Raw genomic sequence first — 26,949 nt, forward strand, 5'->3', positions numbered from 1 at the left:
GTTTATTGGGATGAAACAACCGGATGATCCGGTTGCCGTATTATTTCCGCGGGATGCGGAAAAGTTTTAAGGATTCAGAATTTTTGAGATCGATACTGCGTCTGCTATAGTATCCAGACTGTAGATCTGCGTGATTCCCTGAGTGGTCGCCGCCTGGGTTACAATATTCTGCTGATTTTGCGTGTTCACTGCGTTTTCAAACATGATGCCCGTAGAATGTGCAGCCGTCTGATACACATTACTTAGCGCTACTGCCGGAGATTCTGCGACTACTTTGACATTGGTCTGGGTAACTGCGTCTGTGATTTGTTGGTTTACTGTTGCCATAATGATGATTGTTTATTTGAGTTTAAAAAATACCGGGTTATCCGGCTGTACTTTTTGGTTGTTATTAAAAGACAGGTTTATGAATTGAGGATTTTAGCAATGGAAATAGCATCTGCAATGGTATCGTTGCTGTAGATCTGCGTAACCCCCTGTGTCGTTGCTGCCTGCGTAACCAGATTTTGCTGGTTCTGTGTATTCACTGCATTTTCAAACATAATTCCTGTAGAATGTGCTGCGGTCTGATACACATTCCCTAAAGCCATTGCCGGGGATTCACCTACTACTTTCACATTGGACTGCGTTACTGCATCCGTAATCTGTTCGTTTACTGTTGCCATAAATGATTATTTTTTGTGGTTTAAATACAACCGGATTTTCCGGTTGTAAGATTTTTAGGATACATTAAGGATTAGGATTAAGGATTTTAGCGATAGAAACTGCATCGGATACCGTATCCATGCTGTAGATCTGCATAATTCCCTGTGTGGTAGCTGCCTGTCCTAAAATGTTCTGTTGATTCTGCGTATTGACCGCATTTTCAAACATGATTCCTGTAGAGTGTGCTGCTGACTGGTACACGTTGCTTAGTGCCATTGCAGGAGACTCACCTACTACTTTTACGTTAGACTGCGTTACTGCATCTGTGATTTGTTCATTGACTGTTGCCATAATTGTGATTGTTTGTTTTGAGATTTGCTCTCGGTTAATAATTATTTGATTTAAACTAGTTTTCTATTTGTTATAAACTCACCACAGATCATGCGGATGAAACGGATTTCAAAAGCATTGTTGTAGACTTTTATGGATGTTGATTTGATCTGTACGGGTGGTTCCTGATACAATAGCTGAAACCGTGATCGGTAGATCTGTGTGAGTTTATCTCATCATTAATGTAAAAAGGATGCGGCTGAGATTCTAGTGTAACTAAAATAAATTTCTGCTGCGGATATGCTGCTGATCTGTTTTCTGAGGCTGAAGTATCATATTGATGAGAATTGCTTTTGCAGATTGCAGCAGCATGATTCAGTGCAAAATATTGACCTGACTGTATATGTTGAGGGCACTGAATACTGTCTTCAGAGAAACTCAACCGCATCCATGGTTTAAAAGGAGGCTAAAAACGTCCTTTTCTGAAGGGTAAGGAGGTTTTGCATTGTAATCTTCCGGAGCCCATTTTCTTAACTCCCATTACATAATTTCCTATTCCCAGCATGGCATCACGCTGTTGATTGAGTGCAGAATTCATCTGCATGATCCCTGTAGAATGTGCACTTACCTGGGCAGATATAGCTGCAGGCAGCGCGCTGGACATTCCTATGACGGCTGTGGTAATTTCATTCATAGTAATAAAGTTATTGATTCTAATTTTATTTACGGATATTCGAAAATCTTGCCTGCAGTTTATTCATTCTATCTGCAATTTTCAGTTCTTTTTCCTTTACTTTCATCATAGAAGACTCCTGAAGTTTTTTCAGCTGGGCATCATAATCCATAGGAGCAGGTTCTGCAGCAGGTACCGCTGTAGCTGCCTGGTAAGCCTGATGTTCCTGAACAGCCTGTTCCAGTTTCTCTAGCAGAGGAGCCAATGATGTAAGAGTGGCTTTGGTGGCTTTCTCCTTAATATAATTTATAATTTCATCTTCATGCCTGAGAACAAACGGCATAATATCTTCTCCCACTATTTCGGGTTCTGCCTGTTCCACTACTACCGGCGTAGAAATGGGAGGCGGATTTGTTTTTTTCCGGGTACTTCGTCTTCGCATGTTTATTGATTTTGGGTTAAATGGGTGAGATTAAGAATCCTTCTGTTATAAGAGGTAACCAATAAAATTGGAGGCGGCTGTCCAGTCTCTGTTGAGATTTTTTATTACATTATATCCTGTAATTTCCAGGGCAATACACCCTGAGATGGCATTCGCAGACATTATTTCTTTTAAAGCATCAGGAGGAAGGTTTAAAATATAATCATCAGGAATAACGGAAGCTTTCGTTGTATTCGAAGGATTATCATTCACAATAATTTCCAGAACTTCCTGGAAATAGTGGGCAATGAGCCTGGCACCCTGAAATTCCAGTTCCCTTTTCAGTTCTACGATTTCATCCGGTGTTACCAGGTCGGATATGCCATTCACATCTACATCATGCACGGAAAATAAGGCTTCTCCGGTATTGGACGCTGTGATCGTAATATCCGTTTTCAGGACACATTTTGATTTTTCGAGATTGACGGTCAGAAGTTGCGAATCTGTTTCCGGCTCTGCAATATCGCTTAAGGTACTAAGGGGAAGAATTCTCACATTGCAGAAAAACGTCTGCTGCTCTTCCAGTTTGATCATGATCACTACTATTCCCATCGATTTATCCTTGGGTTCCATTACGAATGACTGGTAATTAAGTAATCTTTTCCCTTTGACACAGTTTACCTTTCTCACCATGGGCTGTATATTGATATCAGAAGTTCCCACAGTAAACACCGCCCGGTCTGTATTATTAGCAGGTGTTTTTATACTGAAATATTCATTATCCTGAGTTCTTGACAGATAAATGTTGTCATTGAGTTCTTTCAGAGAAGGCAGGTTTAAAATTTTTGCTGGTTTTGTTACGTTATAATAACTCATTTTTTAATTTTTTTTAGTTTTTCGATTAGTTTTGTAATTATATTTCTTTTTACAGGTTCACTGACATTGATTTCTGCGGGAATGACCGCTTCCTTAATTTCCGGCTTTACTAAGGGCTGAGTCAGTTTTACAGATTTTAAAACCAACTTCCCCCCGTCACCAGCAGCATTAAAGTTCTTGCTCACCTCATCTTTGGAGACCGGTATATCTGTAGGTTCCATCACGGGTGCCGGTGCTGTTACCCGTTTTTTTTTTCATCATCTTCCGCTTCGGGAGACGTATCTGTATACGAAGGCAGGTTTTGTGTTTCTACAGGCGTTACCGGCTGTATCACTGAACTCTGATTTTGATTGGGAGCGGGACTTGCACTTTGATTTGGATTTGAATTGTAAATAGCGCCGGAGATTTTCGTTTTAGCTTCCGCATAGTCACTTACGATCTTAAATAAATCTTTCATCATATCATTTCCGTTGGCTGCTGAGAGATTCTGTACCTCTTTGTCATTGGTTCCACTTCCCGGATGAGGTTTTTCTTCACTGTAGGTTCCGTAAGTAAGGAAGTTATTAGCCAACCTGCTCAATGCAACAATTCCGACCTGCTCAAAGCTTTTTAAAAAAGACTGTAAATCCTGCACCATCATTCCTGTCGACTGCTCGATCATTACTTTGGCAATTCCTGACATCGGATCGGCTTTCGGAGGCGATAACACTTCAGTATTCACAAATACTACCGCCTTTTCTGCAGCGGTGGTCGCTATAGCTCCCTGAGATCCTGCTGTTTCATTGTTGTCATCCATGATTATTAAGTTTTACATTATCCTTTTAAAATTTTTATGGCATCGGCTACAATCGCAGGGTTAAGCTGATTCAGGTTCTGCTGGTTTGTCACCGAATTCTGAATGGAAATTCCGCTGGCATGGGTAGCCATCTGATAGAGCATGCTCATGGCCTGTGCCGGAGATTCGCCAAGCACGGTAACATTGGTCTGCGTTACTGCATCGGTAGTCTGGTTGTTTACTGTATCTGCCATATTTTCTGTTTAAATGGTTATCTATTAGTTTTTGTTCGCTTCAGGCTCTTCTTTATGTTGTGATTGAACCTTCAGTCATTCGTTACTTTATCTCTTTTGTCTGTTACAAATGTCATCAATAAAAACAGATCTTCATTAAGGGAAAAAACTGAATTTTAAAAAATAAGGGAATTCTCTCAAAGGTGAAATTCTTAGTAGGTAATGTCATCTTACCCGTTAAAAGCTGTAAGTGAAACGATCAAGTTAATATTAACTACAGTTTCTAAGAATTGCGTCTAAATTAATGGGTAAGTTCTGTAGTATAATTACTGAACTCCATAACTCATAACTCATAACTCATAACTCATAACTTAGCTTTCCCCTCTTTCTCCAAAGAAATATCATTCTAATGCCCTATTTACCGTTAAGGGTAAGTCCCTATTTTTTAAAAATGGATGTATACCCTGTGATCTATCACAATCATTACATGGAAATTTGTGATATCCGTTAATACAAATCAGGAATACTGTCATTAGATAAGTTACAGAGCTGATTCTGTATAATTGACTTACGCAATTTTTATCATTAATTAATAAAAAACTAAAACTATGCCCTCAAGAAACAAAAAAAAACCGGCCAGGAAAAAAATCAGGATTTTAAAACGTTCAGAACCACTGCCACAGATGATCACACAGCCCGGCTATGCTACCGGAGATATGTTTGGTATTTCCGGTACTCTGATCGATACCAATGCGCATATCGTCATTTCTACTGATCAGACTGAATCAGATCCTACCGATAAAGGGTCGTCTATACGACAGTTTTATATTGATTCCGGAATTGGGGAAGAAAGAATACACCTTATCCGTGTAGGAACATTCAGACCAGCCGCAGGAGGTTTAAAAGCAGGAGCACTGGAAGTTTATAACCGGGAATTTAACGTGACCGGACGACAACTCAATAAAAACATCCTTCCTGTAGATGCCGGGACAGAGTATATTGCAGAGCACTTTTCTGAAGAAATGCGAAGAAATATAAGAAATTCGTGGGACATCAACGATTCCCAGGATGCTCACATCAAAATATGGCTTGAAGAAAAAGGAGTACCGGTGAAAGGTAAAAACGCACTTGTATTATGGTCCCGCTTCAGTGGAAAAAAAGGTGACGTCCACATCGAACATGACTCCAGCTATTTTGGTATGGCACAAATCGCGTTTTTGGCTGCGAGGTACTATGATGCTGTAATTATAGCAGGAGACAAGGGTTACAAGAAAGAAAAAGGACGGAAGTACAGTGCCATTGCAGAAAAAATAAATGCTTATTTCGGAACTAATAAAGTTTTTAACCTTACCGAGTTTTGGACGGAAGATTCAGACTCATTAAAAGCTTGGGGAGGAAACAAACGTTTCGGGCAATTTAAACTCTATGATTTTCTTAACCGAAACTTTTTTGAAGTTAAACATTTGGGATTCCGCAGTGGCAATCTTGAAGCCATGGCCTTATTGGGTTATACAGTAAGATATATGGAAGAACCCGACAGTGAAGGAGGTTTTAGAATGTCACAGTGGCATCTTCATGCTTTTGGCAAAACCATAGCAGGAGGAATGGCAACCGGTTATGAACGTCTGGGAATTTTTGAGCCTCCGACAAGATCCGGAAAATATTATAAACAACTTCCAAAAGCAACACGAGACCGCCGGCCCGACTGGTCTCCAGGTATTCACAAAATACCAAAACCTAAAGAAATTCTGACGTATAAAAAAGGATTCAGCCCGATAGATCTCAAAGCAATTATGGAATATGCAGTTCCTGAAAGTGCGAAAAAAACGATGATACTAAGCCCTAAATTAAGCCCTTTACAAATACCTGTAGCACAGTTTGCTTATAATCAGTCCATTATAATTGTGGGGATACCGGTAAAATTCAAAAGACGGGTACGTCGATATAATTCCAGTTCAGAAGGAACTTCTGTTGATCCACTTATTTTACTTGAACAAGCCAGAAAAATTATTAGTGGAGACTTTTCCTACAGCTCAGGCTTTAATAGTAAAATACTCGCGATCACTCAATAAACGAGTAATCAAATATTAATAAAAAAATCATGAAAAAATACCAACTACTGTCATACTGTGCGACTGTCGGCTTTCGGTACAGCAGCCTGAAAGGCTATCAATGGGTGAGAGAAAATTACAACCAACAAATGTTTGCTCTGCAAAACCCTCATCTGGTGAGAAAAAGCGGAAGAATCGGAGCGATAATCGCCACTAAAGATTTCGACTATACCCAGGTGGGAGCCGGAGCCCATATTGCCATACGGGGAATTCATCTGTTTTTCCGGAATATCGGAGAACAGGAAATCGGTACCGTCTTTTTTTCTCCTGAAGTCCAGGAAATTCTTCGTTTGAAAAGAACAATGGAAAATAACAGAAGACTTGGATGTATGGAATATGAATATTGGATCAGCCAAAAGAACAGCGGAAACACTTATGGTGATAAAGCCATGATTTTTTGGGGAAGTAATGTAGGACCTGATGCCCGCGCCAATTTACAGGAAGCCAGTGCTGTGGTTGGCGAAAATTATTCGAAACTCATAAATTTCCGGAATACATTGTAGAAACCTTTTTTAGATGGAATGTAAGCAAGATCAGCAGCCATTCCTCTGCCATTGATATTTCTATTTCCGGCGAGCCAAAGGCTCGCCGGAAATAGAAAAAAGAAAATTTAAAAGCCCGAAAGTAGGCAATCCTGTAATTCATATAAAGATGTTCGGTTCCGGGCATCTTTTTTTACTTAAAAAGTAGAAAGCAGAATGTAGTTTAATCAAACAACACGCATAAAGCATGCCGGCTACATCTTTCGGCTTTCATTGACTATTATAATCCTTTCTTTCCTTCTATCCAATATGCCTGGGATCTGATACACCTGGCTGAAACACCGTTTGCCTTCAGGAATTTCCTCACAAGAGCCATAGTCTGCCCGTTTCCGGTAAGATAAAAAACCACCTCATCATGATTAATTGCCCATTTTTCTTCTCTTAAAAACTCCTTTAAAGTTTCTATCAGCTGTAATGGATTGTTTTTGCCGACATAATATCCAAAGAGCCCGAGACTTTCCAAATATTCCGGCTGGTCGAGCTCGTGAAGGCATAAAAATGAGCTATCCGCTTTTTCCGCAGCCTCTTTTATAGAAATGGAAGTTCCCAAAGAAGTTTCATCTCCAACAGAAAAGTGAATTTTTGCATCAGGAGCAAAGAATCTTCTTCCTCTCGGAATGAGAATCTTCAAAGAATCATTTTCTGACAGGCGGCCGATAAAACGGCACGCTGCTGAAGCTTTATCATGAAGATGAAAAATGACTTCAAAACAGCCCTCTTCTACATTAAAATTAAATGGCGAATAATTGCGGAAATCCCTTTCATTGATTCGGATTCCTATGGCATAAGCAGGTTCGAAATACAGATTTTCCAGGTTTGCTTTAAATTGTATTCTGCACAGCTGAGCTGAAATATATTCAGTTCTGATAATGGTACAGTCTCTAAATTTCGATGACATCACATTCACTACTGCGTCATTGATCCATTTGGGTAAACTAGACATGTTTTTTTATTGCAAAGGAAGCTGCAAAACAGGTGTCTTTCAATAGCTGTTCCAAGGTATTGGTTGGACTATCCGTGGATTACAGTGATTCCTGAGGCTTTTGTCGGAATTCTGAGGGCGACTGATTTTCAAGCCTTGAAAATAAACGGCTGAAATAGGCGTGATCGCTGTATCCCAACTCATAGGCAACTTCTTTCACCGTAAGGTCTGTAAATACCAGCAGTCTTTTAGCTTCTATTAAAATTTCCGAATGTATCCAGTATTGCGCGGACTTGCCTGTAACTTCCCGAATCACTTCCGTCAGATATCCTCTTGAAATATGCAAAAGTTCTGCGTAAGATGATGGACTTTTCAATGTTCTATACTTTTTCCGCACCAAAATTCTGAAGGCTCTTGTAAGCTGTGATGCACGGTTTTGATCAGATATGTCAAGACTGTTCTCCTCAGAATACCTGTGAGCAACCATTCCCATCAATGCGCTCAGCAAAGATCGGACTGTTAAAAGACGTTCCTTTGAAGCAAACCCTCCATCGTTACAATATCCGTACAGCAAATCCGCTGTCATACTTATTTTTGCGATTGATTCCATATCCAGAAGCAGAGGTTCTATTTTTGTCAGGGATTCCTCGAAAACTGAACGTACCGTATCCGGAACAAAATCGGCCTTTACCGCCACAAACCAGCCTACAACATCTTCCATAAGAAGTCCCTGATGCACCTGCCCCGGCATAATGCAGAAGATACAGGATTCCCTTGCTTCAATAACAGCAAAATCTATCATCATTCTCACAAATCCCTGTTCCATGATGGTGAAAATATAGTGGCTGTCACGATGAATTCCCCGGTCCAACAGAGCTTTCCGGGCATGTTGGGTATGATTTATCTTTTCAACAATGAATTGATGTGCAGAAATACCCGTTAAGTCATAGGTCGGAATATTTGGTCTCATAAAAATTATGGCAATTTTTGTATGTTATTTCACCTTTTCCAGTAGGTATAGTTTAGCCCCTGAAAAAGCAAGTTTAGGCATCAGATTCCCTTCTAAAACCATGGTTTTATTAGTGATATCGATCACGGAAATATAAGAATTGGAGTTGTATTCTATATAATTTTCCTTTTCTCCGGTTAAAGGGTTTTTTCCGAATTTCATGGAATATTTTACCCAGTCCTCCTTCTCAGAACTGCAATGCACCGGCTTGAATTTCGATTTTTTTGCTTTAAAAATCATCTGGTCAGAACCATCTGTACAGGCTGAGGTGAATACACTTTCCGGATTCTGATCATTTGCAAAGTCTTCAAAAGATCCCCGGTAGACTCCCACTATTTTCCAGGTACCATCCACGCGGTCTTCATCTATTTTCCCTTTGGCTTTGCTGACTGCCCAGCCGATGCCGTTTACCGTTCCTTTGACAGCCTTATAACCTACCTTTGCAACTCCGGTTACCACTTTGGTTGCCGTGCGTACTACGCAGGAATTAAGCAGAACAACTCCCAAAGTCAGAAATATTATTTTTTTCATTTTAATCACTTTTCCGAATACTAAGATAAGATTTTTTCACCGTTAAGTAATTTCAGTTTCACGTACTAAAAACGGTGTAAAGGAAAATATCAGTATTTTTCAATCTTCCTGAACAGAGCACTCCCGTTCAATGCGTATTTATACTCAAAATATTAATTGGTGATTTATACTCTACCCTGTTTCTCTTCATCATCGTTACTTTGACATACAATAACAATATCTAATAACCACTAAAAACAATTAAAATGTCAGAAGTAAATGTAAACTCAACCGGTCAGGTTCAATTAGGCGGAGGTGCTCAGTTTTGGGTATACCTGTCACCACAAAACAACACTGCTAAAATGATTTCAAAATGGCGTGTCACTTTTTCACAGGGAAACTGGAGCGACTCCATATCCAGTGAAAATCCGACAGGACAGATCCAGACTCCTAATCTATCAGGAATCTTTGACATTAAAGTAGAATTGCTAAGCGGTTCCACAGGTACCTGGCGAGAGATTCCTCCACAGGAGGGAAGTCGCAATGAGATCGGCTGTAATTCCAACTGTGCTTCAATGGTAGGCATCGTTGCAGACAGCACATCTCCGGCTCCGGGAGCCATCAATGCTCATTTCTGGACAACCTGGGATGCGATGTGTAAAGCAGGATAAACTGTTTGCATAATCATGGATAAAGCTTACCGTTATGGTGAGCTTTTTTGGTTTTTAAAAACAGATTGAAAGAGGAAGATCCGGAGTAATCCGGTCCCGCCTGAATTTTTTCCCGCTGATATGGTATATTACACTGTTCTTTTCAGGTTGCAGACCCGATCACTATAAAAAATTACGTATTTCTACTCTACACCAGTTTTTTTGTTCTTTGTTACTTTGATGACGTGAGGTAGCCCGGAATTCAGATATTCCGATCATTCTCCTGACAATTATAAAGCTAAAAACGAAAACATGAATCAAGAAAACTACGACGTTATTGTTATCGGGGGCGGAGCAATAGGCCTGGCTACGGCATACCATCTTGGAAAACGTAAAGCCAGAACGCTGGTACTGGAACAGTTCACGTTTGTGAATCAGCTGGGAAGCTCTGCAGGTGTATCGCGCCAATTCAGGGTCCCGTATCCGGATCAGTATATGGTACAGATGGCTCTTGATGCCCAGCCTTATTGGGAAGAACTGCAAAAACAGACAGATATTCCGTTGCTGGATAAGGTAGGAACACTCTGGTTCGGAGATCCCACGGTGCATTCTACAGAAGGAAATATTGCCGAAGCCGAAGAAGCGTTAAAAGCATTGAAGGTTCCCTACACCACGCTTACCGCAAAAGAAATTGAAGAAGAATACAACTTCAGAAACTTACCGGACACTTATACCGGACTATTTCAGCCGGACGGCGCAAGCATTAATTTCAAAGCAACCATAGAAACGCTTCTGGATTTGTGTAAGCAGGAAGAAACGGTATCTCTTGAAGAGAACTCGCCTGTTCTTAAAATTAATCAGATCGGGGAACTTTTTGAAATCACCACTCCCTATGGAATTTATATTACCAAAAAACTGGCGGTAATCCCGGGTCCCTATATCAACAGTGTGATCAATTTACTGGATTTTAAAATCGAAGCGACGTACTGGAATATGTCTTCAGCATATTTTAAAAAGACCGATCCCGACATTCAGTATCCGACATGGTTTGTATTTCAGAACGCGTCAGGTGATAACGGAAATCAGTTTTATGGCTTTCCGTCTGTCGACTGGGATCATCCGGAATACATCAGGGTCGCGCCTGATTTTGTGATCAATCCCTTGGAAGAGCCAGGAGACAGGACCCTAATTCCTGATCAGCAGGAACTCGACTACACTTCAGAATGGGTTAAAGAACATATGACCGGATTAAGTACTGAGCCGGAGTATACCTCAACCTGCCTTATCGCTTTGAGTAAAATCCCCAATAAAGAACTTCTGATCGACTTTGCACCGGGATATGTTCCGAATCACAAAAATATTGTCGTCTATGCTACAGGCTGGGCCGCAAAATTCACTCCTTTTTTAGGAAAAATCATGTCGGATCTTGCACTGGACGGACATACGGAATTTGATATTACCCCATTCCAGCTGGGACGCAAATATTTTAAAGCACTTTAAAAATATAAACCATGAATAAAAACACTCCTCTAAATACAGGGATGCACCCTGATCTGAAAACTGAAGTCGCCATTATTGGTGCAGGAACTTCGGGATTATATTCTGCCTTTCGTCTTGTAACCGATAAAAAGTTTGAGGCTCATGAAGTACAGATTTTCGATATGAATGATAAGCTGGGCGGAAGACTGGAGTCTGTGATTCTGCCGGGAATGAATTTCTGGGGCGAGTTGGGCGGTATGCGCTATCTGACCTCACAGGAAATCGTAACGAATTTAATTGAGGGCTATCCCTCTTCCGAAGATCCGACAACACGTATTCCTGTTCTGAAAGACATTATGACTCCCATTCCTTTTCCAATGGGGGATCCTGAAAAACTTCTTATGTACCTCAGAAAAGAGCGTTTCAAACAGAGTGACTGGAATTCTGCCGAGGGCGAACATAAAAAACTCATCACCCGGTATTATCTTAATGAAGGTGATGTAGGCTACAGTTCGGATCAGTTATTTAATAAAATTATTCACGATGTACTGATGGCAGACGCCTGGGTGGCTTCAACTTACGGGAGCAAAATTAAAGGTTCTTCTCCCCTGGATTATTCTTTTGAGCTGGATAGCAGAGATTGGGACAACATTAAACCTAAACTCATCTATAATTTTCCTAACTCTCCTTATGACGGACGTAAAGTAAATGATATCGGTTTCTGGAATCTGATCAAAGATCAGGTTTCACAGGAAGGATACCAGTTTCTGGCCAATGCCGGTGGATACTACTCAAATACTATCAACTGGAATTCTGCGGAAGCCTTTCCTTATATGGTGGGAGATTTCTCCGCAGATACCCAATATAAAACCATTGAGGAAGGCTACGACAGTATCGCTTATGCCATTGCTAATGCTTATATGGAACATAACGGAGCATGCATCTGGTCTGAAAATAAATTACTGACCTTTACCAAAGATTATTCGCTCAACGCCTCTCACAAATATCATCTGACTTTTCTGAATCTTAAAACCAATAAGCAGTGGAAAGTCTTTGCCAATCACCTTATTCTTGCAATGCCGAGAAAATCACTGGAGCTTTTGGATCAGAACAACTTCTTTTTTAACGCTGATCTTAATTCTACGCTTCATTACAACATGAGTTCCGTTATCATGGAGCCTGCTTTTAAAATTTTAATGGGCTTTAAATACCCCTGGTGGAAAGAATTGGGTATTGATTCCGGACATTCTATCACCGATTTACCGATGAGGCAATGCTACTACTTCGGAACAGACCCTGAAACCAATAATTCCATGCTGCTGGGAAGCTACGGAGATATGGAAACGGAAACATTCTGGAAGGCTCTTACCGATGATAATGTGCTTTTCGAAGTAAAACCTGCCAAATCGGCATCGCTTACAGAACTGCACGAGCTGGATAATGTACAGGCGACAAAATTAATGGTGAATGAATTGATGAATCAGCTGCGCGAACTTCACGGCGATCAGGTCACCATTCCTGAACCGTATGTGACGTATTTCAGAGACTGGACAGAAGATCCTTTCGGAGCCGGATATCACGCCTGGAAAGCCGGGTACTCCGTTCAAGACGTCATGACGTACATGAGAAAACCGGCAGTGGATGAGCAAATCCATATCTGTGGTGAAGCTTACTCTGATCAGCAGGGCTGGGTGGAAGGAGCTTTCTGTGAAGCTGAAAAAATGCTGAGGGAATATTTCGGCCTTACATGTCCTTACTGGCTGAGCGAGAAGTATTACCTCGGATGGTAATCCTGAAATAAGTATATAAATGCGACCCGCCATTAAAGCGGGTCGGTTTATTGGGTCATGTACCTTCTAAAATATTTTTTATTCCTGATTGATATACCTTCAAAGATTTGAAATCAAATTTAGCTGATCTTCTTCTGTTGTTACGTACTTTTGCAGGAAGTTAAACCTTTATTATGGACCCTATATTTTCCGAAAGCCATCAGGTTGGAGTGGTATCCGGCTTTTACGAATTGGTAAATACTCCCTTCCAGGACAGTACCAATGCATTATGCTGGTATAGAAATTTACAGGGTGATTTTAAAGAAATTGTTTCTCAGTTGACGTTAAAAGAGAATATTACCGAAGTCTCTATGGAGGATCTGTTAGCGTTAAAACTTTCAGCAGAAGGGGATAAAGCAAGAGAAATCATCTTAAATGATCTGCGCTTATTAACGGATTCCGGGGCACTGCCCTCTCTTAATTTACTCAAAAATTATGAGCGGGATGAGGAATTCGACTTCATTGCTACGGATGTTTATTCTTATCATGTCGACCGCTCTCCTGTGGGAACAGATACTTTTTTATGTACCTATTACGGAGCCGCCAGCGATATTATTCCCAATGATCAGGTGGACCAGAAAATCCTGATTCCGGAAATCCGGAAAAAACTCAGAGAACTGCATCATGGGCCGGAAGCAGAATTTGAAAATTTCCTGAAAGATTGTTTTTTCGACCTGCATTATCAGCCAAAACCCAATGCTCAACCCATAAACCTGGGATGCGGTCATCTGTGGAGATTGGCTGTAGATCATCCGCAACAGAACGTTTTGCCGTGCGTTCATCGTGCGCCGGCGGAAAATGCCGGCGAATACCGATTATTGCTCATTTGCTGATAAAATAATGTAATCGCCTTTTCACCCCGAAACTATATTTTTCAAAATATTTTTAACTGATTCTTCGAAATTTTTCACATTATCTTTCGGATGAATGCATACTCTTTGATTCATTGTATCAGGATGACGATACTACAGTTAATTGTATGCCTTAAAACTATGTGATTATAGGTTAATTCATTAATAATTAATAGAATTTGGCGTAAATTTTGAGCCTTATAATACTATGAAGTTATTATTATTTCTAAAGACTACTACCCTGCTTCATTATTAAAATTAATGTTAAATGTCAAATGTTTTAAAATGAAAAAATGTACGATCGCAGTATTTCTGTTCCTGACAGCACATTCAGTTCTGTATTCGCAATCGCTGAAATCGCCGGACGGAAAGTTTGAAATGAATTTTGAGCTTAAGCAGGGAATTCCTTATTATCACTTAAAATACAATGGCGATACCGTAGTTGAAGACTCTAAAATGGGATTGAGACTTTTCAGGAATGATTCAGCGGTAAAGATGTCTTCAGAAATGATACAATCTCAGGATTCATCCTTTGATCTCAACAACGGTTTTACAAAAACAGATGAAAAACGGAATTCGAAAAATGAAATCTGGCAGCCTGTTTTAGGGGAAAAGAAAAATTATATTAACCATTACAACGAATTAGCGGTACAACTTACTCAAGCTTCTTCCGATCGGCATATCATTATTAAATTCAGATTATTTGATGACGGTCTGGCCTTCAGGTATGAATTTCCACAGCAGAAAAACCTGAATTATTTCACCATCCGGGAAGAAGATTCCGAAATTGATTTTCCTTCTGATATGAAAGCCTGGTGGATCGTCGGTGATTATGATTCTCAGGAATATCCTTACCAGGAAACAAAAATTTCTGAAATTCCGGGAAGATGGGACCAGGCCTGGGATAAGCATTCTTCTCAGACGCTGATAAAAAATGCAGTTCAGACGTCGCTGATGCTTAAAAAAGAAGGAAAAAATCCTTTATACATCAATGTTGCCGAGGCCGCAGTATTAGATTATCCCGCCTCCAATCTGGATGTGGATGCGGTGAATTTTAAATTTAAAACTCATCTTACACCTGATAAGCAGGGCGCCAAAGGATATATCCAGACTTCTTCAGTGTCCCCGTGGCGAACGATTATTGTTTCTCCGAAAGCGGAAATAGTCATGGATTCGAAAATGCTTTTTAACCTGAACGAACCGACAAGATACACCGATACTTCATATATCCATCCCACAAAATACATGGGCGTATGGTGGGAAATGATCATCGGGAAGTCACAGTGGGCTTACGGTACACCGAAATCCAATGTCCGGATCGGCGAGACGGATTTTTCAAAACTGACTCCCAACGGAAAACACGGTGCCAACAATACAAAAGTTAAGGAGTACATCGATTTTGCTTCTGAAAACGGTTTTCAGGGACTGTTGATCGAAGGATGGAATGTCGGCTGGGAGGATTGGTCCAACCATTCAAAGGAGTTTGTCTTTGATTTTATTACTCCTTATCCGGATTTTGATATTAAAATGTTAAATGACTATGCACATTCTAAAGGGATCAAACTGATGATGCACCATGAAACTTCCGCTTCCGCAACAAACTATGAAAGATGGGCAGATAAAGCATTCCAGCTGATGAACACCTACGGCTATGATGCCGTAAAGACAGGATATGTCGGCGACATTATTCCCCGTGGTGAACATCACTACTCGCAGTGGACCATCAACCATTATTACAGAATTGTCGAAAAGGCTCATGAATATAAGATTATGATCAATTCCCATGAATCTGTACGGCCGGGAGGTGAAAGCAGAACCTATCCAAACTGGGTTTCTGCCGAAGCTGCACGCGGGACGGAACACGAAGCCTTCCTGGGAAATAACCCTGATCATCAGACGATTCTCCCTTTTACAAGATGGATTGGCGGCTCGATGGACTATACACCGGGGATTTTCCAGACAAAATTAAATTACTATTTTCCTGGCGATAAGCGCTTTGTAAAAACCACGCTGGCAAAACAACTGGCCCTATATGTGGTGATGTATATGCCTGTTCAGATGGCAGCGGATCTGCCGGAAAACTACAGAAGACATATGGATGCGTTTCAGTTTATCAAAGATGTGGCTGCCGATTGGGATGACACCAAAATCCTGGCCGCAGAACCCGGTGATTATATTATCACAGCGAGAAAAGCAAAAAATACAGACCACTGGTTTTTAGGAGGCATCACCGACGAAAATAAACGGGAGTATGCTGTAAATTTCTCATTTCTTGACAGTGGCAAAAGGTATGAAGCCACCATCTATGAAGACGGAAAAGACGCAGATTATATAAACAATCCTAAAAGTTATCATATCTATAAAAAACAAATTACGAACCGGTCAAAGATAAAATTTAAAATGGCAAGAAGCGGCGGATTTGCGGTCACTATAAAACCTCTGACTGAACACTGATTATACAGACTTCCGGAAACACAAAAAATCCCTGTCTGAAACAGGGATTCGTTTTTTAATAATATTGCAATGATATTATTAATTATTTCACTGCAGCCTTTGTTTTTTCTGACTCCATTAAGTGGTGTTCCAGTGCCGGAAGTGTTTTGCCGGCAAAAGATTTAAGGGAAGCATCACCTCCTGAAGAAGATTCTTTCTTAAATTCTTCAATTGCCTTTTTATGATCTGTTACCATAACATCTGCAAAAGCACGGTCAAAATCTGCACCTTTTTTGGCTTTCAGATCATCATATGTTTTTTGCTGCTCTGCACTTACGCTTGTTGGCAACGTGTATCCTGCTGTTGATGCCCAGCTTTTCAGCTCGTCATTGGCTTTGGTATGATCTTTTACCATCATTGCACCCAGTGTTTTTACAGAAGCATTAGTACCGTTAGTAGAAGCAAGCTCACCGAGCATTACTTCAGCCATTCCGGACATGGCTGCCTTATCTGCAAATTTTTTGTCCTGATCATTCAGTGTGGCTGAGGTTGCATTCGCAGTAGTAGCTGTAGCTGCTGTAGAATCAGTAGGTGTAGCATTCATTGCTGTATCAGAAGATACGGCTGTACTGTCAGCATCATTATTGACATTAGTGGTTTCTTTTTTCTCACATGACATTAAAGCGCCCACTGCAAGAAGTGTTAGGATTGAATTTTTCATAATATTATTTTAAAATGTATTTGGTAAGATCTTATTTTCTGCAGAATCATTTCGGATCATTTACATAAAGATTCCGGTAAGCTATGATACTTTTATTTTGTTACATCATTTATCCATACTGCATTGGTAAACTTATTGTCAATACTCATGATTCGTTATAGGTATTCCCGGATTGTCTTGTTCTCTACAATTATTCCGTTAGCTATACCCATACTCATTAATTTCTGATCAATAGTTAATACGTGATGAATTTAAACAATGATTATACCAAAATTTAATCTTTATATGCAATTTAAAGTAAAATATTCTTATCATCATCAAATACTTATGCAAAATTTCATAAAATATTTCATATTTACCTGTTGTGCTTTTCAAAATGATGGATTAACGAGCTTTCCCATCAAAGAAAACAGATTCGCTTTGTTAAAGGAAATCCATCAATGAGCAATCGTTTATGGTATTCCAACAGATTCAACAGCTGTTTATCATCTGCCAGGTAAAATGTACAATGGCGGTTTGTATGTTTCTGTACTAAACCGATTGAATTATCTGGTTCAATGGTAAGCGTGATTTCGGCAGAGAATCGGGATGGCTCTGATCATTTGGATCGGCATAGCCCACCGTTACAGCAAATAACGGAGAACACCCGTCCGGGGGTAATATTTCTTTATACGCCAGGCGGTTAATCCCTTCCATTGGAGTCGCATCGAGCCCCATACTTATGCAGGCACTCAGAAAGTAACCCAAGGAAAGATAGACCTGACTTTCCATCCATGATTTTACGGCAGCTTCACCCTTCGACTTTATCATCGGTTCATAAAAACCTTTTACCCATGCTTCGGGAAGAACGGAGAGATTTGTTTTTTCAAAATGATCAATATCATCGATAACACTGAAAACAACCAGGAGCCCGACATCGTTCACTGACTTTTCATTCGTATAAGACTGGGCTGCCAGTGCTTCTTTTACCGTTTCGTCTGTCACGAAGGTAAATTTCCAGGGCTGACTATTGATGGAAGACGGGCTCAGATGTAGTATTTCTTTAAGTTCCCCAATCTGCGCTGAAGAAATTTTCCTGGCCGGATCATATTTTTTGGTTGCATACCGGCGCTTGGCAAGGTCTAAAAAATTCATAACTGTAAAATTTTAATTATACTATACTTTTTAATGTTGCAAAACTAAGTATAGTGATCTATCTTTGCAATACCGGCTAAAAATGATAGTAACAGATGTATCGTATCAATAACAAACATTACCCCTGCAGCACCAGCCTGACCATGAAATACATAGGAGGAAAATGGAAAGCTGTCATCCTTATCCATCTCATAGAAAAAAAAGATATAGTGAATTAAGGAGGGAATGTCCCGTCATCACTGAACGGACCTTAAGTCTGCAGTTGAAAGAAATGGAAGAGGACGGCCTGATCAAGCGTACCGTTCACACCAGCAAGCCTCCGCTAAAAGTAGATTATGAATTAACGGAATTCGGAAAGACCTTAATTCCGCTGCTTCATGCCATCTCTGAATGGGGAGATGAAGTAGCTGCGGCAGATGAACGCATAAAGTCGGTCCCCTAAGTCCGACCGTTTCAGATTCTATCCGTATTAAAAGTCTCTTCATCCCATAATAAATTGGCGTGCAGTAACTTAGTGGTTGCAAACAAATATTCTCTGAACATTATACCATCTGTAGCATTATTTTTGTAAATGTTGTAGATACAGCAGCAGAGATTATTGTATCATGCGCTGAGGTGCTGTCTATTTATTCCTCATATATCGATATCTACTAACAAATGACTGACAATCGTAAATCAATTTACAGTGCACTTGCTGCCAATCTGTTAATTGCATTAACAAAGTTTATTGCGGGAGCATTTACCAATAGCTCTTCCATGATCTCTGAAGGTATTCATTCCACTGTGGATACGACCAACCAGCTGTTACTTTTATATGGATTGAAAAGAAGCAGAAAAGCACCGGACGAATTTCATCCTTTCGGATATGGCAAGGAACTTTATTTCTGGTCTTTTGTCGTCTCTATTCTGATCTTCGGTCTGGGCGGTGCTTTATCGGTTTACCAAGGTGTTTTGCACATGATAGAACCTGAGGTGATGAAAGATCCTTTCTGGAACTATATCGTATTATTCCTTTCGCTTATTTTTGAGGGAACCTCTCTATTTATTGCTGTCAAAGAATTTAATAAAACCAGAAACGGCATGCGATGGTGGGATGCCATTATAAAGAGCAAGGACCCTTCCAGTTTTCTTGTTGTTTTTGAAGATGGGGCGGCAGTGGCCGGTTTGATCATTGTTATGATTCTGATGGGAATCAGCCATTCTTTTGGAATCCCGGAATTAGACGGGCTCGCCTCGGTAATGGTAGGGCTGATTCTGGTTTTCGTATCTTTTATCCTGGCCAGGGAAAGCCGGAGCTTACTGATGGGAGAAGGAATAGCTCCTGAAACAAGACAAAAGATTGCCAGACTGGCAGAAAAAGATGAGTCGGTCGTCAGAACAAAAAGTATTTTATCTACGTATCAGTCACCGGAAGAAGTCATTCTGATGCTGATCATAGATTTCAAAGATCATCTGGATACAGAAGAAATCACTGAAGGGATACACCGGATACGGGAGCATATAAAAGCCGAATTCCCTTTGGTCCGGTTTGTTATTATTCAGCCTGAATAATTGATCAGTTTTAATATCATCATTATATGCTAGTATAAATCAGTCGTGCCTGTCAGGTATGATTCTCAGACATTCCGCAATATTTATAAAATAATCAGAAAATTTTTATCAGGTATACTATTTGATTGATATTTTTGGGTGGGAGCCGAATGCTCCGCTCTCTTTCGATGTTATACACTTAAAATCAAAAATCATGTTGAAAAAAGGAGATCATGTTAAATGGAAATTCAGGTTTGGAGAAACCCATGGAATCATCACCAGGGTTCACACGAGTGATTTTACCTTTATGCAGAAACAGCGCAGAGCTTCTGAAGAAAGCCCGCAGTATGAGGTTATGAGTGAAAAAACCGGGAAATCCGCAGTGCATAAGGAAGAAGCATTAAAGAAAATATAATCCGAAAACCTGCAGAAAATCGGTTACCAGGTGTGCAGTCTTCACTTTGAGTGTCTGTGATAGGTTGATTCATTACATATGAGCCTGGCATCAGTATTTTATCCGGAAACTATAATTAGAGATAGTCTGGAACAGCTGCAAATTCTGTACTTTTTTAAATCAAGCGGTGTCACTACTCTCCCCTGAGTAATGACAACCAGCTCTCATTTATAGATCATACCGTTCCGTGTTTATGAACAATATGTTTATATTCCAGAAAATCTTCCAAAGATGCCAAACCGTTTAATCTTCCCAGGCCACTAAGTTTATATCCTCCTTCTTCGAATTCATCCCTTACTTCAGCCCATGCATTGATCCAGACTGTTCCGGCTTCAAGCTCTCTCGCAATCTTTAAAGGGAGATCCACGTCCTGGCTCCAGACAGAAGCAGCCAATCCATATACATTATCATTGGCTGATTCAATAGCTTCCTGCACTGTTTCAACAACCTGTACCGTAGCTACCGGCCCGAATGTTTCCTCCTGTACAATTTCCAGTTTATTGTGGGTTACCTGAAGCAATGTGGGGCGGTAAAAAGCTCCTGAGGCCAGCGGACCTTCAGTTATTTTTCCTCCGCGTACCAGTACTTTAGCACCCTCGGATATTGCTTTTTCAACGGCCTTATCTACCCGTTCCACATTAGCTTTATCAATCATGGGTCCCATTTCGCTTTGTAAATCGGCGGCAGGCCCCACTTTTACATTTTCCAGTCTTTCCGACAGCTTTCTGATCAATTGCTCTTCTATCCCATTCTGTACGATTATACGGCTGCCTGTCATACAAAACTGCCCGGCAAAAACGGTAATTGCCTTTTCAAGGGTAGGGACCGCCTTATCAAGATCAGCATCATTCAATACCAGCATAGGGGTCTTTCCTCCCAGTTCAAAGCCAAATCTTTTCAATTGAGGAGCGCCATTAGCCATTAATATTTTACCGGTACGTGTACTACCCGTATATGAAATTACAGGAGTATCAGGGGATTCCACCATCAATGCAGCACCCTCGCTTCCGCTTTCAGTGAATTGGTTAATGACTCCTTTGGGAAGACTTTTTACAGAGGCAAAAACTTCATTAACGAGAGCATTCACCTGAGCAGTCTGGGCAGGCATTTTAATAACCACAGTGCAGCCTGCCGCAAGGGCCGGAGCCAGGGAACGTACCATCAGAATGATGGGTGAATTCCATGGGACTATTATTCCTGCTACTCCTACAGCTTCTGTCACTACTGCACTAAAAGAACCTGGCGATGTTTCCAGGGCACGTCCGGTCTGCGTAAGTGCCTGTGCTGCGAAGTATCTCAGTTTTGGAGCAACCATGCTACATTCAAATTCAGCTTCGCCTTGTACTTTTCCATTTTCCAGGGTGAGTAAATTTACCAGCTTTTCGTGATAAGCTTCAAACTGGTCTGCCAGCTCATTCAGCACTTTATATCTTAGCTGGCGGTCGCTCTTCCAATTTGTTTCTTTAAATGCTCTTTTTGCAGCAGCTATTCCCAGTATCGCTTCTGCTTTTCCACCGTCTGCGAAAAGACCTATTTTTTCGCCATCTGCAGGGTTGAAGCTTTCCCTGTAATTCCCGTTATCAATCCATTCTCCATCTATCCAGTTTAATGCTATGTTCATATCATTGAATTTATGCGGTTATTTGTGTTATTTGCTTTTTTTGATATCATCTGTAATTTTTTCGGCCAGCATTATGATGGTTGGATTGGGTGCAGCTGAAACAGCATCAGGAAATATGGATGCATCCACTACCCTGAGGCCCTTGGTTTTATAAACCCTTCCGGCAAAATCCACTACTGCACTTTTATCACTTTCTTCGCCCATCGGAACTGTAGAAAATGGATGATGATAAGTGTCCAATGTAGATCTTGCTGACTGAATAAGGTCTTCATCACTTGTTACACCGGCACCAGGATTGAGCTCTTGTACGAAAATACCTTTTATGGGCTGGGAATTCCCTATTTTACGGGCAAGTTTAATTCCTTCTACCAGTCTTTTACGGTCTTCTTCTTCAGCTAAAAAATTGAGATCAATAATGGGTGCATCTTTCGGGTTTCTGCTGGAAAGTTTAAGGCTTCCTGATGATTTAGGATTCGTTAATCCTACAGCCAGTACAAATCCTGCTTTTGTAGGACTTTGTTCATGTGGGAAGAGATGGGTAGCCGTAATATGCAAATCCAGTTCCCCGTCTTTTGCATAAGATGATCTGGTCCAGAGCTTAACCCCGATTACCGGAGTCTGTCTTCCTGTCTTGTGTGGATCCAAAGCATAGGCATTGTAATAGAACGGATGATCGTATAACTTTTTACCTACCGGCAATTCTGCAATAACGGGAATCCCATGCTTATCAAGTTCCTCCTTAGGCCCGATTCCTGAGCGGAGTAATATTGCTGCGCTTCCATAGGTACCTGCAGAAAGTATAATTTCTTTAGCTTTGAAAACACTTCCGTCAGCGGTAATGACTCCTTTCGCTCTTTTTCCTTCAAACACAACTCTATCGGTCAGAGCTTCCCCAATAACGGTAAGGTTTTTCCGGCTACGTATCTCTTCATTCAGATAGGCCATCCCTGTATTGTATCTTATCCCATTAATAATATTCATAGGATACGGACCAACACCATGCTGCTTACCAGCATTAAAGTCTGTAATTTCTTCATAGCCATTTGCTTTGGCTGATTCTAAAAATGCTAACTGGGCAGGACTTACCTCTGTTTTAGACATCTGATGAATAAGAAAAGGCCCCTGATTACCATGCCACACCGGATCCTTAATTTCTGAGGTTTCCATTTTTTTATAATAGGGTAAAACATCACTCCATGTCCAACCTTTTATGTGATATTTTGTTGCCCATCTTTCAAAGTCAGCAGGTAAGGCACGCACAGCTACCGAACCATTGATAGCAGAGCTTCCGCCCAGCACTTTTCCTCTTGGAACACTCAGAGCCTTGCCGATGTAACCTGGAGTGCTTTGGTATCCCCATTCAAATCTTTTATCTCCACCCGCTGCCAATACATCACTGCTTGCCAATACATCCGGATATCCCTTTCTGTCAAATATCGGTCCTGCTTCTAATACCAGAACTTTTTTAGTTCCGTCTTCGGAAAGCCTGTTTCCTAAAACGGCACCGGCAGATCCTGCACCTACAATAATATAATCGTACTCAATTTCGGTAGGCAAAATGATTTGTTTTATATCCATTTTTTTAATCTTTTGTGCGTTTACATTAATAATGGTCAAGGCCAAACATCCTATCCGCAGTACGTGTTTTAATAAATTAGTTTTTACAATCATCAATAATAATTTATTCTGATACAAAGTAACAAGGTAAAAGAGAGCGGATAAAGGTTAAAAAACGAAATAAAAATGGCAGAATGCGAATGGTATTGTACTCTAATAAGAAAACCGTCAATCTGCAAGTGCCGAATCATATTATTTTTGTAAGATAATTCATATTTCCTGTTTCATCGTCTGTAAAGAAATGTTTTACTTTCAGGCTTCAAGGGGCGATATTTTTTGGGCATTAAGCCTGGTCAATGACTCGGATGCAGTGGGATCAAAAATATTCGCGTAATAAAACTATTTTTTAAGTATTTTCATATCGCTGATTTTTTACGGCAAAGTACAGCCTCTGTTGAAATGTCCGAAAATCGCAATGGTGTAAATAACTTTATAAATAACATGAGTATTATCACTTATCAGGCATTTACAGGATAATATTGAAATGCTGAAAAAAAATAACTGCTTAACGCCTGAAGATAAGCCTGAACAGGAAAGTGAAATATCCGAACAGCAGGATGTTTTGCTTTTTGGCATCCTGAAATGATGCAAGACTTTTAATCGTATTATAAAAGCACATTATTACTGACCGGCCGGCTCTGTTACAAATACATAAATTATTGATACAGAAGCGACACAGTGCAATCAGTTTTTACTTTTGAACTGGCTCGGAGAGATTCCGGTCTGTTTTTTAAAAAATTTTGTAAAATTAGAAGGTTCGTCAAATCCCAGGAAGTACCCTATTTCTTTGACTGTCATTAATTCATGTACAAGCAGGCGCTTACTTTCGAGGATAATCTGCTCATTAATCAGTTCCTTCGGGGATTTTCCGAGGGTAGCCATCGTCGCTTTCTGTAATGTTCTTTCACTTACCAGAAGCATACCTGCATAATATTTTACCGTGGTCTGATTCCGGAAATATTTATTAATTTGCTTTTTAAATTCTGTTACAAGCTTTCCCTCCTGCGTTAACAGGATACTTTTAGTTTCATCTGTATGGTCCTGTATAAACTTACGTTCTGAAAACAGAAGCAGATTGGATAAATAATTATGGAGAATCTGACGTTGGAATGTATCGTGTCTGCTTTTCAGCTCATCGGATATTTTTAAAATCAGAGCCAGAATAGGGTCTAGTTCATCTCCCGGAAGATTGAGGCGGGTAATTTGATGTAAGTTGTTAAAAATATTGGCATTATCAAGAAAATAATGATCATGGGACGACTGGTAAAAAAAATCCTTTGGAAAAGCGACAAGCCAGCCGTCATAATCTATACCTTTGCGAAAAGCATGTATCTGGCCGGGTACAATAAACAAGACATCTCCCTTTTCTACCGTTATTTCGTTGAAATCTACCATATGAGAAGATCTGCCACTGGTTATTACCTGTACAATAAAGAAATCTGTACGATGTGCCACCAAGATCAGATCCTTTCCTTTTTCCATCCGCTCGGAAACAGATATGATATGCAGATTTTGTTTAGGGTTTTCAATAGGTTTAAAAGAATACGTAATAATGTGTCCCATAATCGATTTTACAGCTTATTTTTTTATTATCCAACCTGTTTTATCCATTTCCCCGTTTCTTCAATTGTCTCTTCTTCTTTAGGTCTTACAGATCACATCTCTGCATTTTAAGATTCCGATTTTTGTATTCTTATCCCTAAATGCAGTGATAACAGATTTTAAACGACAGTCTCTCTGTACGAGAATTCTACATACGGAGACCGCCCTGACCATTTTCTGGACACTCTCTGCCTTCATCCAGCTTGTTCAGTTACGGGGTGAGCCTTAAAGCATTATCCCCTCACCGACCATATCTCATTTCCGGATATGTATTCTGTGAAGATATAGGCTTCCATTCGTTCCTCATTCTTTCTATCATCTGTAATTACCTTAAAAATACCGGAATTAGAACTATTTCGTAAACTGAAGTAACTCACCCCGATATCTGGTGAAACAAATTTAAAATAATATTGGCAACATCCAAGTAACCGATTTAATATTGGTTAAAACAGTTCTAAGGCTGCAAGAAACACGCATAAAATATTTCTATCTTCGTTAATTCTGTCAATACCACAAAAGCACATTGCTTCGTATATTGGCGTAACTCCGGAATTTTTCAGCAAAATAATCAATGATATGCCTGGTAATAGCTCGTCAGCTTTTTAATAACAGTTATTAAAATCATAGGCTTTCCCTATCTTAAGATGAGAGAATAAGCTGCAATGACGCCATTACTGTTTCAAAGGAATGACCATGTTCCAGGTACGTTCAAAGTGGTAGGGACTATTTCCGCTGCCGGTCGCTGCAAAGAGATGGGTTGGTTTTCCGTCGTCAAACAATATAGATGGTCTCTCAAAATTGGCCTGAATGGTTTCACTCCCGTCGTCCCATTTTATTTTTTTTGAATATGCCTTTACAGGGGAAGACAGCTCCCAGTTGACACCATCATAGGAAAACGCATGGATCCCCCCGCCTTCTTCACCGCAGATATGTCCAAACCGGTCTTTCATTATCAGTTCATAGGATTTTCCGTTCCACCACACAAAAGGATCTTCTACGTCATTGGCTTTATTTTTTATAGAATGAAAAGAAAATATCGGATTTGCGGAAATTCTTCTGTATGGACCCTTAAAATCTTTTGCCATCGCAGCTCCTAATAGCAGAGGCGGATTGTGATCTACAGGAGAGGATTTATAAATCAGATAAATACTTTTGTCGGGCAATACTACAGGGGAAGGATTTGATGTAATGGAGGCGTCCCATTTTCCTGGCCGCGGAGTTAGCACAGGCTTATCCGAACGGATCCACGGGCCTGTAATGGATTTCGAGTAAGCCATTCCTATTCTCTTGTTCATCCATGCTTTATGTGCCAGGCCATTACTCCATACATCTTCATCACACAATGGAGCCGGATCGCTGTAAGTATTCCCGAAATAATACAGGACATAATACCCATTGACCTTGATAATGCGGGGATTGTGTGTTGTACAGCCATCAAAAAACTGTTTTCCTCTAGGGGGCAATACCACCTCGGCAAATTCATAGGGCCCCTCAGGCATGTCAGACACAGCTCTTACAACTTCCGAATTGGTGACCCAATTTCCAAATGGATATTTCTTACTCCATCTTGAAGCAAACATATGGTATTTACCATCTTCTGCTTTTATTACCGACGGGTCCCATATCCAGTAATCACTCATAGCAAACCCTCCTCTTTTAGGAGCAGGCAGCAGTTTGTCGATAAAGGCGTCTTCTTTATTAAAAAGAAGTTTTTCATGGCCTGACATGGATAAGAAAATGGGAATGCCGGCCATTGATTTCAAAAAGTTCCTTCGTGAAATATTCATTTTGATGATTTTTAGAAATAAATTGTTGTTGCAAATGAGCTACTGTATTAAAACCATTTGTAGCATCTTTTCATTTCAGAATAGGAATGCAAGTAGTATCTTTTTCACTAAAATATATCTTTTTATATACCTGTCCCAGCCTGACCAATATGATGTTTTTAGAAAATTCCTTTTCAAGCCTTTTAAAAATAACC

Annotated in this window: 27 protein-coding genes and 1 pseudogene; 10 read left to right on the top strand and 18 right to left on the bottom strand. The window is 40.2% G+C overall.

Annotated features, from left to right (window positions below; all coding sequences use genetic code 11):
- Positions 1 to 66: 66 nt before the first annotated feature.
- The 9 genes from ODZ84_RS07220 to ODZ84_RS07260 all read right to left on the bottom strand — a co-directional run bounded on the left by ODZ84_RS07220 (position 67) and on the right by ODZ84_RS07260 (position 3,974).
- Positions 67 to 327, bottom strand: a complete 261-nt coding sequence (locus ODZ84_RS07220) for a RebB family R body protein (RefSeq protein WP_266176318.1) — start codon at positions 325 to 327, stop codon at positions 67 to 69.
- A 77-nt stretch (positions 328 to 404) separates the two neighbouring features.
- Complete coding sequence (locus ODZ84_RS07225; RefSeq protein WP_266176319.1) at positions 405 to 665, bottom strand: RebB family R body protein; 261 nt, start codon at positions 663 to 665, stop codon at positions 405 to 407.
- 64 nt (positions 666 to 729) lie between these two features.
- Entirely contained in the window at positions 730 to 996 is a 267-nt protein-coding gene (locus ODZ84_RS07230) for a RebB family R body protein (RefSeq protein WP_266176320.1), read from the bottom strand.
- Between the two features lie 445 nt (positions 997 to 1,441).
- Positions 1,442 to 1,669 (bottom strand): RebB family R body protein, encoded by a 228-nt coding sequence (locus ODZ84_RS07235; RefSeq protein WP_266176321.1) that lies wholly within the window; start codon positions 1,667 to 1,669, stop codon positions 1,442 to 1,444.
- A gap of 25 nt (positions 1,670 to 1,694) precedes the next feature.
- Positions 1,695 to 2,090, bottom strand: a complete 396-nt coding sequence (locus ODZ84_RS07240; protein WP_266176322.1) for a hypothetical protein — start codon at positions 2,088 to 2,090, stop codon at positions 1,695 to 1,697.
- A 45-nt stretch (positions 2,091 to 2,135) separates the two neighbouring features.
- Positions 2,136 to 2,945 carry a hypothetical protein gene (locus tag ODZ84_RS07245; protein WP_266176323.1) on the bottom strand — a complete coding sequence of 270 codons (810 nt, stop codon included), beginning with the start codon at positions 2,943 to 2,945 and terminating at the stop codon, positions 2,136 to 2,138.
- Positions 2,942 to 3,169, bottom strand: a complete 228-nt coding sequence (locus ODZ84_RS07250) for a hypothetical protein (protein ID WP_266176324.1) — start codon at positions 3,167 to 3,169, stop codon at positions 2,942 to 2,944. The genes ODZ84_RS07245 and ODZ84_RS07250 overlap by 4 nt, the downstream gene beginning before the upstream one ends.
- A gap of 14 nt (positions 3,170 to 3,183) precedes the next feature.
- Positions 3,184 to 3,741: a hypothetical protein gene (locus ODZ84_RS07255; RefSeq protein ID WP_266176325.1), complete on the bottom strand. Its 558-nt coding sequence runs from the start codon at positions 3,739 to 3,741 to the stop codon at positions 3,184 to 3,186.
- 17 nt (positions 3,742 to 3,758) lie between these two features.
- Positions 3,759 to 3,974 carry a RebB family R body protein gene (locus ODZ84_RS07260; RefSeq protein WP_047400697.1) on the bottom strand — a complete coding sequence of 72 codons (216 nt, stop codon included), beginning with the start codon at positions 3,972 to 3,974 and terminating at the stop codon, positions 3,759 to 3,761.
- Between the two features lie 587 nt (positions 3,975 to 4,561).
- Between ODZ84_RS07260 and ODZ84_RS07265 the strand changes: the two genes are divergently transcribed.
- Together ODZ84_RS07265 and ODZ84_RS07270 are read left to right on the top strand one after the other, a co-directional pair.
- A complete protein-coding gene (locus ODZ84_RS07265) occupies positions 4,562 to 6,025 on the top strand; it encodes a hypothetical protein (RefSeq protein WP_266176326.1) in 1,464 nt (487 codons plus the stop codon).
- A 29-nt stretch (positions 6,026 to 6,054) separates the two neighbouring features.
- The gene (locus ODZ84_RS07270; protein ID WP_266176327.1) at positions 6,055 to 6,567 is read left to right on the top strand and encodes a hypothetical protein; all 513 of its coding nucleotides are present in this window, start codon (positions 6,055 to 6,057) and stop codon (positions 6,565 to 6,567) included.
- 259 nt (positions 6,568 to 6,826) lie between these two features.
- On the opposite strand, the gene ODZ84_RS07275 is transcribed toward ODZ84_RS07270, so the two are convergent.
- The 3 genes from ODZ84_RS07275 to ODZ84_RS07285 form a co-directional block, all read right to left on the bottom strand.
- Entirely contained in the window at positions 6,827 to 7,549 is a 723-nt protein-coding gene (locus ODZ84_RS07275; RefSeq protein WP_266176328.1) for an SIP domain-containing protein, read from the bottom strand.
- A 79-nt stretch (positions 7,550 to 7,628) separates the two neighbouring features.
- Positions 7,629 to 8,498, bottom strand: coding sequence for an AraC family transcriptional regulator (locus tag ODZ84_RS07280; RefSeq protein ID WP_266176329.1), 870 nt, complete (start codon positions 8,496 to 8,498; stop codon positions 7,629 to 7,631).
- Positions 8,499 to 8,522: 24 nt separating this feature from the next.
- Positions 8,523 to 9,068, bottom strand: coding sequence for a hypothetical protein (locus ODZ84_RS07285; RefSeq protein WP_266176330.1), 546 nt, complete (start codon positions 9,066 to 9,068; stop codon positions 8,523 to 8,525).
- 245 nt (positions 9,069 to 9,313) lie between these two features.
- Here ODZ84_RS07285 and ODZ84_RS07290 point away from each other — a divergent pair, with 245 nt between their 5' ends.
- The 5 genes from ODZ84_RS07290 (at position 9,314) to ODZ84_RS07310 (ending at position 16,310) form a co-directional block, all read left to right on the top strand.
- Positions 9,314 to 9,718 (top strand): hypothetical protein, encoded by a 405-nt coding sequence (locus tag ODZ84_RS07290; protein ID WP_266176331.1) that lies wholly within the window; start codon positions 9,314 to 9,316, stop codon positions 9,716 to 9,718.
- Between the two features lie 291 nt (positions 9,719 to 10,009).
- Complete coding sequence (locus ODZ84_RS07295) at positions 10,010 to 11,197, top strand: FAD-dependent oxidoreductase (protein ID WP_266176332.1); 1,188 nt, start codon at positions 10,010 to 10,012, stop codon at positions 11,195 to 11,197.
- A gap of 11 nt (positions 11,198 to 11,208) precedes the next feature.
- Positions 11,209 to 12,966: a flavin monoamine oxidase family protein gene (locus tag ODZ84_RS07300; protein WP_266176333.1), complete on the top strand. Its 1,758-nt coding sequence runs from the start codon at positions 11,209 to 11,211 to the stop codon at positions 12,964 to 12,966.
- Positions 12,967 to 13,139: 173 nt separating this feature from the next.
- Positions 13,140 to 13,838, top strand: a complete 699-nt coding sequence (locus ODZ84_RS07305; protein ID WP_266176334.1) for a DUF1826 domain-containing protein — start codon at positions 13,140 to 13,142, stop codon at positions 13,836 to 13,838.
- 303 nt (positions 13,839 to 14,141) lie between these two features.
- Positions 14,142 to 16,310: a glycoside hydrolase family 97 protein gene (locus tag ODZ84_RS07310; RefSeq protein WP_266176335.1), complete on the top strand. Its 2,169-nt coding sequence runs from the start codon at positions 14,142 to 14,144 to the stop codon at positions 16,308 to 16,310.
- 82 nt (positions 16,311 to 16,392) lie between these two features.
- Here the strand turns inward: ODZ84_RS07310 and ODZ84_RS07315 are convergent, their stop codons facing one another.
- Together ODZ84_RS07315 and ODZ84_RS07320 are read right to left on the bottom strand one after the other, a co-directional pair.
- Entirely contained in the window at positions 16,393 to 17,010 is a 618-nt protein-coding gene (locus ODZ84_RS07315) for a DUF4142 domain-containing protein (RefSeq protein WP_266176336.1), read from the bottom strand.
- A 531-nt stretch (positions 17,011 to 17,541) separates the two neighbouring features.
- Complete coding sequence (locus tag ODZ84_RS07320; protein WP_266176337.1) at positions 17,542 to 18,144, bottom strand: nitroreductase family protein; 603 nt, start codon at positions 18,142 to 18,144, stop codon at positions 17,542 to 17,544.
- A gap of 95 nt (positions 18,145 to 18,239) precedes the next feature.
- On the opposite strand from ODZ84_RS07320, the pseudogene ODZ84_RS07325 reads away from it, so the two are divergent.
- The 3 genes and pseudogenes from ODZ84_RS07325 to ODZ84_RS07335 all read left to right on the top strand — a co-directional run bounded on the left by ODZ84_RS07325 (position 18,240) and on the right by ODZ84_RS07335 (position 20,089).
- Positions 18,240 to 18,586, top strand: a pseudogene (locus ODZ84_RS07325) (winged helix-turn-helix transcriptional regulator).
- Between the two features lie 215 nt (positions 18,587 to 18,801).
- Positions 18,802 to 19,695 carry a cation diffusion facilitator family transporter gene (locus ODZ84_RS07330; RefSeq protein WP_266176338.1) on the top strand — a complete coding sequence of 298 codons (894 nt, stop codon included), beginning with the start codon at positions 18,802 to 18,804 and terminating at the stop codon, positions 19,693 to 19,695.
- 193 nt (positions 19,696 to 19,888) lie between these two features.
- Positions 19,889 to 20,089, top strand: coding sequence for a hypervirulence associated TUDOR domain-containing protein (locus ODZ84_RS07335; RefSeq protein WP_266176339.1), 201 nt, complete (start codon positions 19,889 to 19,891; stop codon positions 20,087 to 20,089).
- A 214-nt stretch (positions 20,090 to 20,303) separates the two neighbouring features.
- Here ODZ84_RS07335 and ODZ84_RS07340 read toward each other — a convergent pair whose 3' ends face one another.
- From ODZ84_RS07340 to ODZ84_RS07355, 4 genes are all read right to left on the bottom strand, one after another.
- Entirely contained in the window at positions 20,304 to 21,749 is a 1,446-nt protein-coding gene (locus tag ODZ84_RS07340; protein WP_266176340.1) for an aldehyde dehydrogenase family protein, read from the bottom strand.
- Positions 21,750 to 21,776: 27 nt separating this feature from the next.
- Positions 21,777 to 23,327 carry a GMC family oxidoreductase gene (locus ODZ84_RS07345; protein WP_266176341.1) on the bottom strand — a complete coding sequence of 517 codons (1,551 nt, stop codon included), beginning with the start codon at positions 23,325 to 23,327 and terminating at the stop codon, positions 21,777 to 21,779.
- Between the two features lie 723 nt (positions 23,328 to 24,050).
- The gene (locus ODZ84_RS07350) at positions 24,051 to 24,929 is read right to left on the bottom strand and encodes a helix-turn-helix domain-containing protein (RefSeq protein WP_266176342.1); all 879 of its coding nucleotides are present in this window, start codon (positions 24,927 to 24,929) and stop codon (positions 24,051 to 24,053) included.
- Between the two features lie 710 nt (positions 24,930 to 25,639).
- Positions 25,640 to 26,755 carry a glycoside hydrolase family protein gene (locus ODZ84_RS07355; protein ID WP_266176343.1) on the bottom strand — a complete coding sequence of 372 codons (1,116 nt, stop codon included), beginning with the start codon at positions 26,753 to 26,755 and terminating at the stop codon, positions 25,640 to 25,642.
- Positions 26,756 to 26,949 lie beyond the last annotated feature (194 nt).

The sequence above is a fragment of the Chryseobacterium fluminis genome (genome assembly GCF_026314945.1).
Classification (GTDB): Bacteria; Bacteroidota; Bacteroidia; order Flavobacteriales; family Weeksellaceae; genus Chryseobacterium; species Chryseobacterium fluminis.